Annotated in this window: 23 protein-coding genes; 14 read left to right on the forward strand and 9 right to left on the reverse strand. The window is 65.8% G+C overall.

Annotated features, from left to right (window positions below):
• Positions 1-49: 49 nt before the first annotated feature.
• Both NL112_RS11485 and NL112_RS11490 read left to right on the forward strand, forming a co-directional pair.
• On the forward strand, positions 50-1,513 hold the full coding sequence (locus NL112_RS11485; RefSeq protein ID WP_255148978.1) for a PAS domain-containing sensor histidine kinase: 1,464 nt from the start codon (positions 50-52) through the stop codon (positions 1,511-1,513).
• 139 nt (positions 1,514-1,652) lie between these two features.
• A complete protein-coding gene (locus tag NL112_RS11490) occupies positions 1,653-2,750 on the forward strand; it encodes an AI-2E family transporter (protein ID WP_255148979.1) in 1,098 nt (365 codons plus the stop codon).
• 100 nt (positions 2,751-2,850) lie between these two features.
• Here NL112_RS11490 and NL112_RS11495 read toward each other — a convergent pair whose 3' ends face one another.
• From NL112_RS11495 to NL112_RS11515, 5 genes are all read right to left on the reverse strand, one after another.
• Positions 2,851-3,672 carry a hypothetical protein gene (locus tag NL112_RS11495; RefSeq protein WP_255148980.1) on the reverse strand — a complete coding sequence of 274 codons (822 nt, stop codon included), beginning with the start codon at positions 3,670-3,672 and terminating at the stop codon, positions 2,851-2,853.
• 43 nt (positions 3,673-3,715) lie between these two features.
• Positions 3,716-4,300, reverse strand: coding sequence for a type IV pilin domain-containing protein (locus NL112_RS11500; RefSeq protein WP_255148981.1), 585 nt, complete (start codon positions 4,298-4,300; stop codon positions 3,716-3,718).
• Positions 4,300-4,806, reverse strand: coding sequence for a type IV pilin domain-containing protein (locus NL112_RS11505; RefSeq protein WP_255148982.1), 507 nt, complete (start codon positions 4,804-4,806; stop codon positions 4,300-4,302). Before NL112_RS11505 ends, NL112_RS11500 begins: the two co-directional genes overlap by 1 nt.
• Positions 4,806-5,240: a type IV pilin domain-containing protein gene (locus NL112_RS11510; RefSeq protein WP_255148983.1), complete on the reverse strand. Its 435-nt coding sequence runs from the start codon at positions 5,238-5,240 to the stop codon at positions 4,806-4,808. Before NL112_RS11510 ends, NL112_RS11505 begins: the two co-directional genes overlap by 1 nt.
• A gap of 314 nt (positions 5,241-5,554) precedes the next feature.
• Positions 5,555-6,145: a site-specific integrase gene (locus NL112_RS11515; RefSeq protein ID WP_255148984.1), complete on the reverse strand. Its 591-nt coding sequence runs from the start codon at positions 6,143-6,145 to the stop codon at positions 5,555-5,557.
• 210 nt (positions 6,146-6,355) lie between these two features.
• Between NL112_RS11515 and NL112_RS11520 the strand changes: the two genes are divergently transcribed.
• The 4 genes from NL112_RS11520 to NL112_RS11535 are packed head-to-tail and all read left to right on the forward strand — an operon-like array spanning position 6,356 to position 7,441.
• On the forward strand, positions 6,356-6,631 hold the full coding sequence (locus NL112_RS11520) for a type II toxin-antitoxin system HicB family antitoxin (RefSeq protein ID WP_255148985.1): 276 nt from the start codon (positions 6,356-6,358) through the stop codon (positions 6,629-6,631).
• Between the two features lie 2 nt (positions 6,632-6,633).
• Positions 6,634-6,879: a type II toxin-antitoxin system HicA family toxin gene (locus NL112_RS11525; RefSeq protein ID WP_255148986.1), complete on the forward strand. Its 246-nt coding sequence runs from the start codon at positions 6,634-6,636 to the stop codon at positions 6,877-6,879.
• A gap of 59 nt (positions 6,880-6,938) precedes the next feature.
• Complete coding sequence (locus NL112_RS11530) at positions 6,939-7,184, forward strand: type II toxin-antitoxin system HicB family antitoxin (protein WP_255148987.1); 246 nt, start codon at positions 6,939-6,941, stop codon at positions 7,182-7,184.
• A gap of 5 nt (positions 7,185-7,189) precedes the next feature.
• Positions 7,190-7,441, forward strand: coding sequence for a type II toxin-antitoxin system HicA family toxin (locus NL112_RS11535; RefSeq protein ID WP_255148988.1), 252 nt, complete (start codon positions 7,190-7,192; stop codon positions 7,439-7,441).
• 13 nt (positions 7,442-7,454) lie between these two features.
• On the opposite strand, the gene NL112_RS11540 is transcribed toward NL112_RS11535, so the two are convergent.
• From NL112_RS11540 to NL112_RS11550, 3 genes are read right to left on the reverse strand one after another with little or no spacing between them, the layout of a single operon-like run.
• Positions 7,455-7,787: a hypothetical protein gene (locus NL112_RS11540; protein ID WP_255148989.1), complete on the reverse strand. Its 333-nt coding sequence runs from the start codon at positions 7,785-7,787 to the stop codon at positions 7,455-7,457.
• Positions 7,784-7,978 carry a hypothetical protein gene (locus NL112_RS11545; RefSeq protein ID WP_255148990.1) on the reverse strand — a complete coding sequence of 65 codons (195 nt, stop codon included), beginning with the start codon at positions 7,976-7,978 and terminating at the stop codon, positions 7,784-7,786. Before NL112_RS11545 ends, NL112_RS11540 begins: the two co-directional genes overlap by 4 nt.
• Positions 7,975-8,166, reverse strand: coding sequence for a DUF8053 family protein (locus tag NL112_RS11550; RefSeq protein ID WP_255148991.1), 192 nt, complete (start codon positions 8,164-8,166; stop codon positions 7,975-7,977). Before NL112_RS11550 ends, NL112_RS11545 begins: the two co-directional genes overlap by 4 nt.
• A gap of 140 nt (positions 8,167-8,306) precedes the next feature.
• Between NL112_RS11550 and NL112_RS11555 the strand changes: the two genes are divergently transcribed.
• Genes NL112_RS11555 through NL112_RS11590 form a run of 8 tightly spaced genes read left to right on the forward strand, consistent with a single transcriptional unit; the run spans position 8,307 to position 13,972 of the window.
• Entirely contained in the window at positions 8,307-8,702 is a 396-nt protein-coding gene (locus tag NL112_RS11555) for a DUF8023 family protein (RefSeq protein WP_255148992.1), read from the forward strand.
• A gap of 1 nt (position 8,703) precedes the next feature.
• Entirely contained in the window at positions 8,704-8,928 is a 225-nt protein-coding gene (locus tag NL112_RS11560; RefSeq protein ID WP_255148993.1) for a hypothetical protein, read from the forward strand.
• Positions 8,925-9,419 carry a hypothetical protein gene (locus NL112_RS11565; protein ID WP_255148994.1) on the forward strand — a complete coding sequence of 165 codons (495 nt, stop codon included), beginning with the start codon at positions 8,925-8,927 and terminating at the stop codon, positions 9,417-9,419. The genes NL112_RS11560 and NL112_RS11565 overlap by 4 nt, the downstream gene beginning before the upstream one ends.
• Before the next feature lie 42 nt (positions 9,420-9,461).
• Positions 9,462-11,261: an Env/VP5 family phage fusion protein gene (locus tag NL112_RS11570; RefSeq protein WP_255148995.1), complete on the forward strand. Its 1,800-nt coding sequence runs from the start codon at positions 9,462-9,464 to the stop codon at positions 11,259-11,261.
• Between the two features lie 30 nt (positions 11,262-11,291).
• Entirely contained in the window at positions 11,292-11,867 is a 576-nt protein-coding gene (locus NL112_RS11575) for a DUF8063 family protein (protein WP_255148996.1), read from the forward strand.
• Complete coding sequence (locus NL112_RS11580) at positions 11,864-12,667, forward strand: DUF8125 domain-containing protein (protein ID WP_255148997.1); 804 nt, start codon at positions 11,864-11,866, stop codon at positions 12,665-12,667. The genes NL112_RS11575 and NL112_RS11580 overlap by 4 nt, the downstream gene beginning before the upstream one ends.
• A complete protein-coding gene (locus NL112_RS11585; protein WP_255148998.1) occupies positions 12,657-12,863 on the forward strand; it encodes a DUF677 domain-containing protein in 207 nt (68 codons plus the stop codon). Before NL112_RS11580 ends, NL112_RS11585 begins: the two co-directional genes overlap by 11 nt.
• Positions 12,860-13,972, forward strand: coding sequence for a hypothetical protein (locus tag NL112_RS11590; protein WP_255148999.1), 1,113 nt, complete (start codon positions 12,860-12,862; stop codon positions 13,970-13,972). Before NL112_RS11585 ends, NL112_RS11590 begins: the two co-directional genes overlap by 4 nt.
• Before the next feature lie 204 nt (positions 13,973-14,176).
• On the opposite strand, the gene NL112_RS11595 is transcribed toward NL112_RS11590, so the two are convergent.
• Positions 14,177-14,350 carry a hypothetical protein gene (locus tag NL112_RS11595; RefSeq protein ID WP_255149000.1) on the reverse strand — a complete coding sequence of 58 codons (174 nt, stop codon included), beginning with the start codon at positions 14,348-14,350 and terminating at the stop codon, positions 14,177-14,179.
• Between the last annotated feature and the right edge of the window lie 45 nt (positions 14,351-14,395).

The following is a 14,395-nucleotide window of genomic DNA, read 5'->3' on the forward strand; positions in this document are numbered from 1 at the left end:
TAGCATACTGGCCACCGGTCTTATGTAACCGTAGCTTCGCATTCCAACCGTGACAACTGGCGAGCGACGCGTCGAGCCCTGGCCCGTGCTCGTCGTCTGGGTGGGCGTGACCTTGCTGGGCGTCGTCCTGTTCGACATCTGGGGAGACGAACGGACGGTCGGGACGCCGCTGTCTGCGAGTCTCGCGGAGAACGGGCCGCTGGTCCTGCTGTCGCTGGCGGTGGTCGCGGCGGGGCTGTGGCTCTGGCGGAGCGACCTCACGCCGGAGCGTCAGCGGACCGTCGCCGTGTGGACGTTCGTCGGTACGACGGTGATGGCCGCGAGCATGCTGTGGATGGTCGCGGTCCAGACCCGCCTCCAGGCCGCGAACGACCCGTACGTCATCGCCATGGACGCCGTCGTCCTCGGGAGCCTACTGGCGCTCGGTACCGGCTACTACCACGCCCGGACCGAGCAGGAGCGGGCGAAACTCGAACGCGAGCGCGACCGGTTCGCGGCGCTGTTCGACAACGCACCGGGCGGCGTCGCCCGGGTCGTTCCCGGCGACGACGGACCGGTCATCGAGGCGGTCAACCCCGCCTTTACCGACGTGTTCGGCTACGAGGAGTCGACGGCGGTCGGGGCCCGCGTCGACAGTCTGCTCGTTCCGGCCACCGTGGACTGGTCGGCGGCGCGGGAACTGCTGGGAGGAGCTAGACAGCGGCGGAACCTGACGCTGGAGACCGACGACGGTCGACGCGAATTCCTCTGTGTCACTGCCCCCATCGAGGGGGCCGACGACGGCCGCGGCTGGTACGTCGTCTTCTTGGACATCACCGACCGCGAGCAACGCGCGGAGCGGCTGTCGGTCATCTCCCGGACGCTCCGTCACGACATCCGCAACGACCTGAACGTGGTCTCGGGGACCGCCCGCCTCCTCGGTGACCAGGTCGACGAGGGGAGCCACGTCGAGCGCATCACCGACAAGACGGCGCGGCTCACCGACCTCGCGGAGCGGACCCGCGACATCGAGGAGGCGGTCCGGGGCGACACCGAGCAGGTGACACAGCCGGTCGACGACATCATCGCGGAGGCGGTCGCGTCGGTCGATCGGTCGGGTGTCGACGTCGACGTCTCCGTCCCCGGAGGGCTGTTCGCCCACGCGCACCCGAAGGTACACAGCGCGGTCCGCGAACTCGTCGAGAACGCCGTCATCCACAACGACGGCGACGACCAGCGCGTCGAGGTGACCGCTCACGCCGACACCGAGGACTACGTCACCGTCGTCGTCAGCGACGACGGCTCCGGCATCCCTTGCCGCGAGTACGAGGTCGTCGCCGGGGAGCGCGAGCACACCCAACTCGACCACCCGACGGGACTCGGACTCTGGATGGTCGACTGGCTGGTGACCGACAGCGGGGGGAGCGTCGAGTTCATCTCGGGCGACGACGGGACGACCGTTCGCGTCCGCCTCCCCCGAGCGCATCCGATAGAGGAGACGGCCCACCTGTCGGGCGAGACGGTCGCACAGTGAGGCCTATCGCCTGCGAGCCGGGCCGTCTGCGTTCGGCCGCGGCGCGGCGGCCGGAAGCGCCCGCACGGCCGCACGCGCCGGGAGACGGGAGGCGACGAGCCGTCGAACGATTTAGGTACCCATTGGGATATAACGGGGTATGAATGAGAAACGGCTCGCCGTCGGGACGTTCGGCGTGCTCGTCGCCCTCCTCGTCGGCTTTCTCGCGGTCCGGTTCATCGCCGCAATCACGGTCGCGGTGTTCATCTACTACTCGACGCGCCGCTACCACAAGGCGCTCCGTCGGTTGCGTCTGCCCGCACGGCTCCGGGCCGTCGTCGTCCTCGCGTCGCTGGCCGTTCCGCTGTTGCTACTCATCAGCTACGCCGTCGTCCTGCTCGTCGTCGAGGCCCGCCAGTTCGCCGAGCAGTACCAGGTGCTCGACACCGCCGCCGAGAACGTCGGCTGGTTCGGCGGCATCGAGTCGCTCCCCGAGTTCACCGCCCAGGGGCTGTACCGGGCCTACCAGTCCGGCCAACTCGACCCGTTCCTCGAGTTCGCCCGCGAGAACGCCACGTTCCTCACCAGCCTCGTCTCCGGGCTGTTTCTCAACCTGTTCATCGTCCTCATCCTCACCTACTACCTGCTCGTCGACGGGGGGCGCATCCGCTCGTGGCTCCTCCGGTTCGACGACGACGCCATCGTCCGCGATTATCTCGAAGCGGTCGACGAGGAACTGGAAGCGGTGCTGTTCGGCAACCTGCTCAACGTCATCGCCACCGCGCTCATCGCCATCCTCGCGTACCACGGCTACAACGTCGTCGCCCCCGCCGCCGCCCAGGTGCCGTACCCGACGCTCGCCGGCGCGCTCACCGGCATCGCAAGCCTGATTCCCGTCGTGGGGATGAAAATCGTCTACTTCCCGCTGGCGGTCATCGCCGCCATCCCGGTGCTTCTGGGCCAGGGGTCGGGGCTCGCGTACGTCGGCGGCTTCCTCGTCGTCGCCGTCGTCGTCGTCGACACCATTCCCGACCTCATCCTCCGGCCCATCCTCAGCGGCGAGACGACCCACGTCGGTCTGCTGATGCTCGCGTACACCCTTGGACCGGTCGTGCTGGGCTTCTACGGCCTGTTTTTCGCGCCCATCCTGCTGGTCGTGGCGCTCACGTTCGCGGATACGGCGTTGCCGCGACTGCTGGGTGTCGACGCCGCGGACAACGGCGTCCACCGGAACCAGATGCGACTCGACGACTTCTGACCCGGCGGCAGTCGGTTCCGGCCGTCGGCACTCTGCCCCGTCCAGGTCGACACCCGCTCGGTCGCCCCGTCGGGGTCGGGGTGGGATAGCGTGGCGCTGGTCACTCGGGAAGCGACGGCACCACGTCGAGCATCGCGGCGGCCCGCTCGCGGAAGCGAACGGACTGCTCGCCGACGACAATCTCGTCAGCCTCACCGACGAGCTCGCGGAACAGTTCGCCGAGGCTGTCGTACCAGTCGCGGGGGCGGTCCTCCTCGCGCATCTGGAGCCGATAGCCCCGCGCCGGGTCGATGGGCGTCCCACGAAGTGACACCACCGTTCGCGCCCACCTGAGGCGGGTGTCGAACGGTGCCTCGCGGAGCCAGCGCGGGAGTGAGAGGTCGCCGTCGGTCTTGCGCCCAAGTGGCGCTCCGAGAATGGCGTGGAGAAACCGCCCCAGGACCGGGCCGTTGACGGACGGTCGCAGTTCATGCGCCCTCCGTTCGGAGCCCTCGCGGGAGATGGACACACCGACGCCAAGGTCGTCGAGGCAGTCGCGGAGGCCTGCCACGGGATCGCCGTCGCCGACGACGAACATCGGCATCCACCGCGTCGCCTCGATGGAGCCGCCGGCGACCACCCACCCGTGACAGATGGTCAGCGCCGCGAAGATGCGGTCGCCGGGGGCGGCATCGAGCCAACCGTTCATGTCAGCCGCCTCGACGGCGTGGGCCGGGTCGGGTTTCGCACCGTCGAACCAGGCCCGCAGTCGGCCCCGCGGCATATCGAGCGCGCTACTGGCGGCACTGGAGCCCTTCTCGGGGTACTTCCCCCGCCAGCCCATCGCGTCCTGGTAGTCTTCGACGCGTTCCCATCCGTCGCGGTCGCCGCCGTATGTCCGAGCGAGGGCTTGTGCTCGCTCCGTTCGGGATGGAAGGGCCATTATTCGTCGGGCTGAAATAACCGAAGAAGGTGGTTCGCGGTCGTTACGACGGGACTTCGGACTGGCCGATGGTGTTCGACGAGCCACCGCCGGGTGCTTCCCAGACAATGCGGATAGTGTCGCCGGACTTCAACTGGGTCGGATCAGCGCTACCGTGTGTGAATTCTGTAGGGCTGGTGCCGATTCCGATTTGGCTGGTCCCAGTACTAACAGACCCACTACTTATGTAGAACGCTACTGTACCTGTACTTCCAGTCGATAGCGTCGAGCCAGAGAAGACTGGTTGTGGTACGGCGTCGTTATTGGTTGCATCGGACGCATTCTCCAGGTCGAGGGCCGTATTACCGTTGACCTGGACCTGAACATTATTGACATCTACGTCTTCACCACCGGTGTGGGTGATTTCTGCGGTGGTGAACGACCCCGTTGTCCCGGTCGCTTCGAATACCTGGGACTCATACGTGAATTCAAAGTTTGCACTCGGCGGACTGGTCTGCACTTGGTCGCCAAGCCCGAGGACGAACGTCCCGATAACAGCGGCAAGTATCACCGTGATCGCGACCATCAGTATCACCCCTATGACAGGGCTGACGGCGTCTTCGTCCTGAACGAGATTACTGATGTTCATTAGCTCGGGATCGTGCTTTCACCGATGGTGTTCGACGAGCCGCCACCGGGTGCTTGCCAGACGATACGAACGGAGTCGCCGGGGGCCGCGTCATTATCTGGGAGATAATTGGAGCCAGTAGAGTCTGCATTACTCTCGGATGCATTGAGCGTCGATCCGGTACTGATGGTACTATCCCAGGTCGACTTTAGGTCGCCGCTCCCAGCGACATCGTCAATGGTATTCGGACCAATCTGTAAATTGACGTTACTGGCTTCTACATCTTCTCCGCCAGAATGGGTTATTCTCACGTAGCCGGAGTCGGATGGCGTACCCGAGTTAACCCAACTTCCACCGTACTCGAACTGGAAGTTCGCACTTGGCGGGCTGGTCTGCACTTGGTCACCGAGGCCGAGGACGAACGTCCCGATAACGGCGGCAAGAATCACCGTGATTGCCACCATCAGTATCACGCCTATGACAGGACTGACGGCGTCCTCATCAGTGAGTAGATTTTTCAGTTGCATTATGACGGAACCTCACTCTCGCCAATCGTCTGAGAGGAGCCACCACCAGGGGAGTTCCAGATTACGCGCACCGTCTCCTCTGCAGTACCGGTGGCATACGCCCCGCTGGTGCCGGTGTTTATCGTTCCGGAGAACGCCGACCCAGAACTGTACTCACCACTTCCACAGTCGGACGCGTCACTCCCGCCCACTTGGACATTGACGTTGTCGGCATCGACATCTTGGCCACCAGTATGCGTAATTTGAACACAGGTCGTACTGTCGTACTCGAACTGGAAGTTCGCGTTCGGTGCGCTACTCTGGACTTGGTCGCCGAGCCCCAGCACGAACGTCCCGATGACGGCGGCCAGGATCACGGTGATGGCGACCATCAGTATCACACCTATGACGGGACTGACGGCGTCCTCGTCTGCAATCAGGTTTTTCAGTTGCATCGTGTATGTCTCCCGCGCCAGCGTCGACGCCCCAACATCGCCGGGCGTCGTGACAGGGGCGCGTTAATTCCTCAACTTAGGCCCTTACTATAAAACCCAGTATCGAAATCAGAACTCGAAACGACCGAAAGCCGACTATATGAGGCGAGCGGGGTGAGTCGGCGAATGGATTTATCAGGCTGGCAACCACACACCCGTTGAGGAGCGTTGTCGAGGCCAGAGTTGCGCGCTCCTCCTCCCGCGCCACGGTCGCGCGCCGGTTGTGTGTCCGGCGCCGACCCCATTTCACACCGACGAGCGACGGCACCGATTAGCTACCGAACGGCCGCCCCAATCTTCGACTCGGTGGGTTCGTTCAGATACGGCTCAATCGCGGAGTAGCTACTCCACCCGCCGATGCTCATCATTTCGCGGACACCGACGCCGCGCTCGACGAGGTGGTGGTTCGCCCACGACCGCCGGAGGTCGTGACTCGACACCTCGCGGAACCGGTCGTCGCCGCGGTCGTCGGCGACCTGCTCGGCGGCCTCCTCGACCCACCGCCGGACGGACCGCGGCGACACCGAGACCCACGACTCGGTGGCGTCGAGCCCGCGCTCGCGGGAGAAGCGGCGGACGTTCTCCTCTACGTCTTCGGGCATCCAGGCGTCGCGGACCTTCGGGGCACCGCCCGCGGTGTTCTTCCCGCGGACCTCGAACAGCCATATCTCGCCGTCCTCGCTCCACCGGAGGCCATCGTCGCACGGGTAGGGCACTTCGTCAGAGCGGAGGCCACACCGCCCCATCAACTGCATGGCTATCTCGCGTTCCCAGTCGGTCGCTCCGGCGGCGCGCTCGACCGCGGCCAGTTCGTCGGGAGCGAGCCAGCACTTCGTCACGTCCCCGGAGTCGTCGAGCCGAACCATAACCGGATTTTGTGGACAACTAGGATAGTTCTTCGGGTGGTCGGGCGGTCAACGGCGGGTCAGACGGGGGTGAATCGGAGAATATTGTCCGAGTTGTGAATGAACTCGGACACGCCGTTTCGGAGACTGGCCCGGTCTCGGAAGCGGCCGCTCCCCCGAATCACTCCGGTCGACCGAAGTGTTTTGCCGGGCGGTCCCATATTCGTGGGCATGAGCACGCTCACCGATGACGACGACCGTCCGACCGAGGGCGTCGAGTTCATCCACGAGGACGATGGGTCGATTACGGCCCGCGACATCGAGACGGGCGTCGCGTCGTTCGGTGAGACGAAGGCCGAGGCGCTGTCGATGCTCGCCGAGGCGCTGACGCTTCACGAAGGCGGCGGCGACCCCATCGAGGACGAGGAGGCATTCCTCGACGAAATCGGCGTGGACGCAGACGAGATTGCGGACGACCCGAAGGACCTCCCCGAGTTCCTGCAGTAGCCGTGTCGCGGACGACCGATTTCTCCGGCCGCGACATCGTGAAGGTACTCCGTAGCCACGGCTACCAGTTCGTCAGTCGAACGGGGAGCCACGTTCAGATGCGGGACACGACAGACGACGGCGAGGTGCGGAACGTCACGGTTCCGATGAAACAGCGGATACCAGAAGGGACGCTTCGCAACATCGCAGAACAGTGTGGCGCAAACGAGTTCGACGAGTGGTGCGAGTGGGCCGACCGGAACCGGTGAGTCGCCGCATCACTCCGGTCGACCGAAGTGTTTTGGCGGCCGGTCCCATACTCGCAGGCATGAGCACCGGCCGGGAAATCCGCCTCACCGAGAACGACGACGGGCGGTGGACGGCGCGCGACATCGCCGCGGAGGTCACGTCACAGGGACGAACCCGCGAGGAGGCGCTTACAAACCTCGATGAAGCGGTCGCACTCGCGGCTGGCGACATCGGCCACGAGCCGACCGACGAGGAGCTCCGCGACCTCGGCATCGACCCCGCGGACAACACGTCCGGCGGCGAACTCCCCGACGTGTTGCAGTAGCCTGGATGGGGCGCTCTACGTTTTCCGGGTACGATGTCGTGAAGGTCCTCGTGAACGCTGGGGACTTCGAATATCGGCGGGCGGCGGGCGACCACGCGCAACTTGCGTACGACCACCCGACGAACCCCGACGACAGGCGGCGCGTCACCGTGCCGTTGCACGATGAACTCTCGACGGGCACGCTCCGCGACATCGCCGACGACGCCGGAGCAAAGGACTTCGAGGCGTTCTGCGAGTGGGTCGACCGGAACCGCTGAAGAACCCGCTGGGTCACTCCTTGCCGTCGGGCTGGTTCCACGCGGCCCGGAGCCGGCTGTTCGCGGCGTACAGCCCGAACAGCGGGACGCCCACACCCACGAACAGATGCGACAGCGTCACGGGGTAGTAGGCGGGCGCGAGCCCCTGCCGGCCGACCGACTCCGTGGGCACGGCCAGCGCCTCGGTCGGCACCATGAACGTCCCGAGCCACACGCCCACGGCGAACGCCAGCGGCGCGGCCGCGAGCACGAGCGCCTGCTCGCGGGCGGTCAGCCGACCGACCACGCGCCCGACCGGACCCGGTTCGTGCTCGCGCTCCTCGCGGCGGTCGTCGACGGTGCTCATCGCTGGCCCTCGCTGTCGACGGCCGTTCCGGGCAGGTCGCCACCGTCCTGCTCGCGGAGGTTCTCGCTCAGTCGATGGACGGCCCGCCGCAACTGGAGGTTCTCGCGGTACACCTCGGTCAGCCGTTCCTCAAGTTCGCGGACGCGCTCCTCGTGGGCGACCTGCTGGAGGACGGTGCGGTCGTCGCTCACAGGTCGAGCACCTCGACGCTGTACTCGCGTTCGGCCTCCCGTTCGACCTTCGCGTAGGTCGCCCCGTCGAGGTCGTCGTCCTCGTCGAGCACGCCGTCGGCCCGGAGGTCGGCCTTCGGAATCGACACGGTGACGGTGCCTTTGTCCTCGCTCAACTTCCGGAGTGGGTCGTCGCCTGTGACGGCCATGCTTCCGAGTACGCACTCGGCGACTAGAAACCTCGGACCCTCCGGTTCACCGGACTATTCGGACGCCGCGGAATCCGGAGACTCCGCGGATTCCGGCGTCTCTAGTCGGTGAGGGGCGATTACTCACCCGGGTTCAACCCATGGCACGAATGGAAGGCGACTGGCTCGACTTCGCGCTCGCCGGGCTGTTCACCCTGGCGACCGCGGTGACGGTCGGCATCGCCACAGTCCAGATATTCGACGTACAGTTTTCGGACGCGGTGGTTTCCCTCGGCGGGAGTAGCCTCGACGTAGCGACGCTGTTCTCGCTGGGAACACTCGCGTTCATGTTCATCACCAACGACAACACCTCGGTCGGCGACCTCGGGGAGTTCGACGACGTGTACGGCGTCAGCCTCGTCGCAACGGTCGGGCTCACGCTCGCCATCCCCCTGGTCCCCGCCGTCGAGGACCTCGTCACGAGTTCCGACTTCCTCCGTACCGCTGTAGTCGGCGTCATGTCGGTCGGGTACGCGACCGCCGCCTGGATTCGCTAACATGAGTCTCGACGAGAAAATCAGCCGCTACGGCATCGTCCAGGTCGGCATCTGGATGCTGGTGTCGCTGGCGGCCGTGAACTGGGGTACCGCCGAACTGCTCGACGTGAACCTCCTGACGTACGTCCCCGGCGAGTTCCGCTCGCTGGTGGTCGTCGTCATCGCCGCCGCCGGGGTCGTCAACCTCGTCGAAACGGCCACGGACGTGGAGGTGGTCGACGCATGACCGACACCGTCCGCACGGTCGGCGCGGCGCTCCTGCTCCTGCTGTCGGTGCTGGCAGTCGCGGCCGTCCCCGTCGCCGGCCACGGCACCGGCCCCGAGGAGGTCGTCAACGAGACCGTCGCCGTCGACAACGAGACCCAGTCGGTCTACCTCGAAGTCGAGAACACCAGCGCGAACGTCACGGCGCACTTCTACCACGTCAACGGGTCGAACGAGACGCTGGTGACGAACGCCACGCTCTCGGCGTCGGGCGACAACGCGACGGACCTCTACGAGTTCGACGAGGCGGCTGGCCTCGATGCCGAGAACTACTCGGAGGTCAAAGTCGTCGCGCACGTCCCCGAGAACGAGACCGTCGAACGGACCGAGGTGGGCGTCATCCAGAAGGTCTCCGGCGGCGCTGGCGGCATCGGCGGCACCGGCAAGTCCATCACGACCGTCGGCGTCCTCGCGGTGGTCGCCGTCGGGGCGATTCTCTACAAGAGGGACTGACCCATGCGGTCCCTCGAAACACTCGGACGGTGCTCGATAGCCGTGCTCGTCGTGGCGGCACTCGTCTCGCCGTACCTCGTCGGCCTCGCGGCCGCTGAGACGGTTCACACCAAGACCGTCGACGCCAGCGGTGCGCGGTACGTCATCGTGGACGGCGGCGACATCAGCGGCGAGTTCACCATAGAAATGACCGTCCCCGGCGACGAGATACCGGACGAAAATCAGGACACAGTCATCGTTCGCAAGACGGTGGGCGACGGCTACGCGATACAGGAGTTCGCGTTCGTGAACGCCGGGGCCTACGAGACGGTCGAGGTTCGGGTCACGGTCCCGACCGGTTCGAGCGGGTCGCCTACCTTCGGAACGGGCGCTGACTTCGTAGAGCCCTACCAGCGATTCGCCAGTTCCGGTGGTGACGCTGACCTCGACTGTGACCTCGCGGAGTCCATCGGTTCGTTCACGACGAACATCGTGGACTGCCGAGGGCTCCCGTCACAGGGCGTCAACACGACCGAGTTGGATGCGAACGAGACGAAAATCTCCATCTATCAGCAGATGGCGACCTCGAAGGTCAGGACGCAAATGAACAATAACTCCTTCCACAACAATCTGGAGGGGTACAAGAACGATGCGATAATCGCTGGAAAGAACGCCTATGTGAGGGCGCTCGTGAACGGCACCAGCGAGCCAGTCGCCCGTTCCCGAGCCCGCGAAGCGGTCCGGGATTACTGGGCGAGGATGCAGGTCGGAATCCTGAATGAATGGAGTGTTATGGCAGAGCAGGCTGTCTACCTTCGGAGTAGTGCTAATACCTCCTCTGGAGTGAATCAGGACTTCATTCACTTCGGTATCAACGGCAAAGATTCTGACGACAACTCCGATGTCAGGTGGTGGGAGGCCCGAGAAGGTCACTCGGTGAGCCTCGTGAACAACACGGATGCAAATACCACCATCATATGGGCCCCGTACCCCGACGGAACGCAGGAGGGAAGCCCATACAGTCTGCATCCTGGTTTCGAATGGTCGAGGCAGGGCGGAGGCTTCGAAGTCGGATACCTGTCCGTGAGCGAAGCCCCCTATGAGAGTGGGAAGGTGGCACTTGATAAGGCGCTGTGGAACAGCCGATGGTACGATATCGAGAACGCCTCTACGTCCACGGTCGACCATGTGGACACGTTCGCCAACGAGACCTACGAAGCCTACCAGAACGGCACAATCTCGACGGCGGACCTAATCGACCCGTACCTCGCTCAGAAGCACTACGCGCCGGAGGACGGGTCTGACTACCAGACGTGGGCGCTGTCGTCGCTCTCCCGGCTCGGGGTTTCGACGCCGTCGACGCTGGAGAACACGGGCCGCATGGTCGTCGAGGACCACGCGGCGAACCGGACACTTGAGGGCATCCTGCTCTCCGACAAACTGCCCAACAACGACACGTTCGCAGTCGGTCAGACCTACAACGCCTCGACGCTCGGCGGCGGGCAGTACGTCGTCACCGCGGACGGCACGGTCGAACTGACGGGCGAGTTCACGCCGACCGAGTTCGTCACCAAGGACGGCACCGAACAGCAGTCGGTGACGTACCGGAACATCACCTACGAGACGGCGAACCTCACCGAGTACGCCGCCCTGATGGAGACGCTTCAGACACAGCAGGCGGAGATAGACGCACTCCAAGAGGAAGCACGCGACGGAGGCGGCGGCATCGGCGGCGGTGATGGCCTTCTCTCGGGGCTCGTCGCTGGCCTCGCCGGCTTCCTCGGCGTCTCCCGCGAGGTCGCGCTCGTCGGCGGCGGTGCCGCCGTGGTCGGCGGCGGCTACCTCCTGCTCGGAGGCTCGTAACGACTCACAGCCACCCCTTCTTTCAGACACATGCACGCACCCACCAAGCGACAGAAGCACGCCGTGCTGGCCGTCCTCGCGCTCCTCGCGGTCGTCGCGGGAGCCACGCCAGTCGCGGCACAGGAGAACAGTACGAACGTCACCGTCGAGGCCGGGCAGTCGACGCCCGCGGGCGGCGGCGAGAACGCGCAGGTGCTCGACCCGCGCACCGAAATCGTCCGCGCGAGCTACAACGAGGAGAAAGGCGTCGCCATCCTCGTCATCGAATCCGACGACCCGCAAGCGGTCACGCTCACGGACGCGGGCGGCGTGTGGTCGCCCGGCCAAATCAATCAGGTCCGGAAGGTCGTGCCCTCGGGCAAATCCACGCTCCGCATCGCCGTCACGGAGACCGACGACGGCCGCGTCGGCGTCACGGTCGCCATCGAATCCGGGCTGTACGCCGTCCCCATCTCGTCGTCGTCGAGCATCTTCAGCGGGTCCCCGACGTGGCGTGACGCGCAACTGTCGGGCTTCGCGGGCTTCCTCGGCGGCATCGGCGTCGTCGCGCTCATCGCCCGCCAGCGCGTCCGCCAGGGCCGCAAGGAGGTGGAGCGCGTCCTATGAGCCGCGAGCAGTCCCCAATCGGCCGGTCGTGGCGCGACGTAGCCACCGACCTGCTCACGGCCTACAAGACGTGGATTGCACTCGGGCTCGCGGCCGTCGTCGTCGCCGACGCCACCGGCTACATCTCACTCCCGACCGTCGAAGTCTCCCGGCCGGTCAAAATCATGCTCCTCGGGGCACTCGGCGGCCTCCTGCTCGGGTGGGCACCCGCCTCCCGTATCGTGAAGTGGCTCTACGACCCGCCGACCGTGTGGCTCCTCGAAGTCGACGCCCGCGAGGACGACGTGGCGCTCTACAAGCTCTCGCCCCAGCAGTTCAGCGAACTCGACGTGCTCCACGGCGAACTCCACCGCCTCTCGGCGAAACACGAGCTGTGGGAGTGTCAGGCGTACATCCCCGACCGGAACACGGCCATCGGAACGTGGCGCGGCTCCGCGTCGGACATGGAACTCATCGCGGACCGCGAGCGTATCGACGAACTCCGCTCGCATCTCGAACAGCAGGCACAGAAGGGGCTCAGTATCCGCATCAAGGTCGGGAGCATCGTCCGCGACGCCGTCCACGACATCACGGACGAACTCACCGCCCAGTACGAGGGCATCACCATCTACCGCGGCGAGAAGGTCCAAACCGCGGTGAATGACGCGCTCGACGACTACGACCTGCTCGACGAGGAGACCTCCGACGACGAGGAGGTCGAGGAGGTCCGCAAGGAGGCCCGCCGCGAGACCGCGGCCGCCGAGGAGTCGGCGCGAACGAACGGGCACGAGACGGCGGAGGTGACGCCGGATGCCGACTGACGCCACGAGTCACGCGCTGTACGGCGTCGCCGCCGTCACGCTCGGGTCGGTGCTCGCAGTCGGCATGGGCAACCCGCCAGCTACGGCGGTCGCCTATGGCCTGCTCGCGGGAGTGGGGTACGTCGCGTGGGACCGCGCGCTCGCCCGGTATCACACCGGGTCGTGGGCCGGCACCGTCGACGAGGTGGAGCGATGAGCGAGAAGAACAGCCAGCAGGTCACGTACTCGGCCGCGCAACTCCGCGAGCACGTCCGCGAGGGCGAGGGCGAGGACCTGCACGCCCACGCGGGCCTCGCGCCCGATGCGGAGCCGCGCGAGTTGCTGAACTTCCTCGCCACGGCCTACGACCCCGACCACGCCGAACTTCCGGCGCGCGTCGAGGAGACAGCGCTCTACCAGGACGTACTTCGGAACACGGCGACCGACGCCGTCACGGAGGCGGTCGAGGAGGGCAACATCTCGCAGATGCAGTACAACGTCGGCATGGTGAGTCACGACACCGACGCGAGCGACTCGGCGTTCCGGACGTGGTTGCAGTCGACGCTCGTGTCGGAGGCGTCGGTGTTCTTCGTCACGGGCGGCATGGGCGCGGGCAAGTCGGACTGGGCGGCGAACTGCGGCGACGAGTGGCACATGGCCGTCCGCGGCCGCGTCGCCACCAATATCGAGTCGCTATCCGACCGGAACCCGGTGCCCGAGTACGTCTCGTCGTACACGGAGGCGGAGGCGCTGATGAAGGAGTCTCGCGACGACTTCATGCTCATCATCGACGAGACGGGGCAGGGCCTCACCGGCTACGGGAAGGAAGGCCAGCAGGCCCGCGCCCTGGCGAAGCTCCTCAAGCTCGTGCGGAAGGGCGATGCCCCGGCGGGGACGAAACGCTGTATCGTGTTCATCGGGCAGACGGTGCGCGACCTCTCGAAAGACCTCCGGAGACTCGTGGCACAGACAGGCGCGTTCTTCCACAAGTCCTCGAAGAAGCGGCTGGAGGTGTACGGCGAGGAACTCATCGAAGCCGAGATTTCCAACGCCCAACCGTCGAAGGTCGTGAAGGGCATCCCGAAAGCCCGGTGGACGTTCGACACGACCGAGGAGCCCGTGTTTGACATGAGCGGTGCGCTCGACGACGGCGACGACGAGAGCGCCGAGGACGCCCGCAAGAGCGAGAAGGAACGGACGGCCCAGCGGCTCCGCGACCAGGGCATGAGTGGTACGGACATCGCCGAGGTCGTCGGTATGAGCAAGACGTGGGTGTACGACAACACCGAGAAGCCCGGAAACCGGGCGGAATCTGCCGACGACTGACCAGCGAGCCGGCGGGCGATTTTCTCCGATTCCGGTGCCGGGGAGTGAGCTTACTTCTATACTATATGCGCGTATCTCGGGGGGTTTCTGGAATCACGGGGGGACCGAATCCGAAGAAAGGGGGGTTCGGCTGGGGTCGGCGCGTCGAGTCGGCAGGGATGGGAGAGTGAGGAGAAGGTCGTAAGATTCCGCTGGCCGCCAGCCTCAGGCGTCGACGAACGGCGCGACCGCGCCCCGCGTCGTCAGCCCGAGCGCGGCGAACGGCGCGACCTGCATGGCGACGGTCGCCCGGCCGCGCCGCAGGTTGTCGAGCACGACCGCGACCGCCGCGACCGTGGCGAACGTCAGGACCCAGCAGGCGCGGCGCTCACTCGCCATGCGGGCACTCCCCCATCTGTTCGAGCCGCTTCTCCGCGACGGTGG

It is taken from the genome of Halorarius halobius (genome assembly GCF_024298865.1).
In the GTDB taxonomy this organism is placed as follows: Archaea; Halobacteriota; Halobacteria; order Halobacteriales; family Haloarculaceae; genus Halorarius; species Halorarius halobius.

What these genes read in the sequence shown, in the direction of transcription:
- NL112_RS11535 (WP_255148988.1), top strand. Translation starts at nt 7,190, where the DNA reads ATGGGGCGCTCTACGTTTTCCGGGTACGATGTCGTGAAGGTCCTCGTG.
- NL112_RS11595 (WP_255149000.1), bottom strand. Translation starts at nt 14,350, where the DNA reads ATGGCGAGTGAGCGCCGCGCCTGCTGGGTCCTGACGTTCGCCACGGTC.
- NL112_RS11540 (WP_255148989.1), bottom strand. Translation starts at nt 7,787, where the DNA reads ATGAGCACCGTCGACGACCGCCGCGAGGAGCGCGAGCACGAACCGGGT.
- NL112_RS11495 (WP_255148980.1), bottom strand. Translation starts at nt 3,672, where the DNA reads ATGGCCCTTCCATCCCGAACGGAGCGAGCACAAGCCCTCGCTCGGACA.
- NL112_RS11490 (WP_255148979.1), top strand. Translation starts at nt 1,653, where the DNA reads ATGAATGAGAAACGGCTCGCCGTCGGGACGTTCGGCGTGCTCGTCGCC.
- NL112_RS11515 (WP_255148984.1), bottom strand. Translation starts at nt 6,145, where the DNA reads ATGGTTCGGCTCGACGACTCCGGGGACGTGACGAAGTGCTGGCTCGCT.
- NL112_RS11550 (WP_255148991.1), bottom strand. Translation starts at nt 8,166, where the DNA reads ATGGCCGTCACAGGCGACGACCCACTCCGGAAGTTGAGCGAGGACAAA.
- NL112_RS11500 (WP_255148981.1), bottom strand. Translation starts at nt 4,300, where the DNA reads ATGAACATCAGTAATCTCGTTCAGGACGAAGACGCCGTCAGCCCTGTC.
- NL112_RS11565 (WP_255148994.1), top strand. Translation starts at nt 8,925, where the DNA reads ATGACCGACACCGTCCGCACGGTCGGCGCGGCGCTCCTGCTCCTGCTG.
- NL112_RS11580 (WP_255148997.1), top strand. Translation starts at nt 11,864, where the DNA reads ATGAGCCGCGAGCAGTCCCCAATCGGCCGGTCGTGGCGCGACGTAGCC.
- NL112_RS11555 (WP_255148992.1), top strand. Translation starts at nt 8,307, where the DNA reads ATGGCACGAATGGAAGGCGACTGGCTCGACTTCGCGCTCGCCGGGCTG.
- NL112_RS11560 (WP_255148993.1), top strand. Translation starts at nt 8,704, where the DNA reads ATGAGTCTCGACGAGAAAATCAGCCGCTACGGCATCGTCCAGGTCGGC.
- NL112_RS11530 (WP_255148987.1), top strand. Translation starts at nt 6,939, where the DNA reads ATGAGCACCGGCCGGGAAATCCGCCTCACCGAGAACGACGACGGGCGG.
- NL112_RS11590 (WP_255148999.1), top strand. Translation starts at nt 12,860, where the DNA reads ATGAGCGAGAAGAACAGCCAGCAGGTCACGTACTCGGCCGCGCAACTC.
- NL112_RS11575 (WP_255148996.1), top strand. Translation starts at nt 11,292, where the DNA reads ATGCACGCACCCACCAAGCGACAGAAGCACGCCGTGCTGGCCGTCCTC.
- NL112_RS11505 (WP_255148982.1), bottom strand. Translation starts at nt 4,806, where the DNA reads ATGCAACTGAAAAATCTACTCACTGATGAGGACGCCGTCAGTCCTGTC.
- NL112_RS11585 (WP_255148998.1), top strand. Translation starts at nt 12,657, where the DNA reads ATGCCGACTGACGCCACGAGTCACGCGCTGTACGGCGTCGCCGCCGTC.
- NL112_RS11520 (WP_255148985.1), top strand. Translation starts at nt 6,356, where the DNA reads ATGAGCACGCTCACCGATGACGACGACCGTCCGACCGAGGGCGTCGAG.
- NL112_RS11510 (WP_255148983.1), bottom strand. Translation starts at nt 5,240, where the DNA reads ATGCAACTGAAAAACCTGATTGCAGACGAGGACGCCGTCAGTCCCGTC.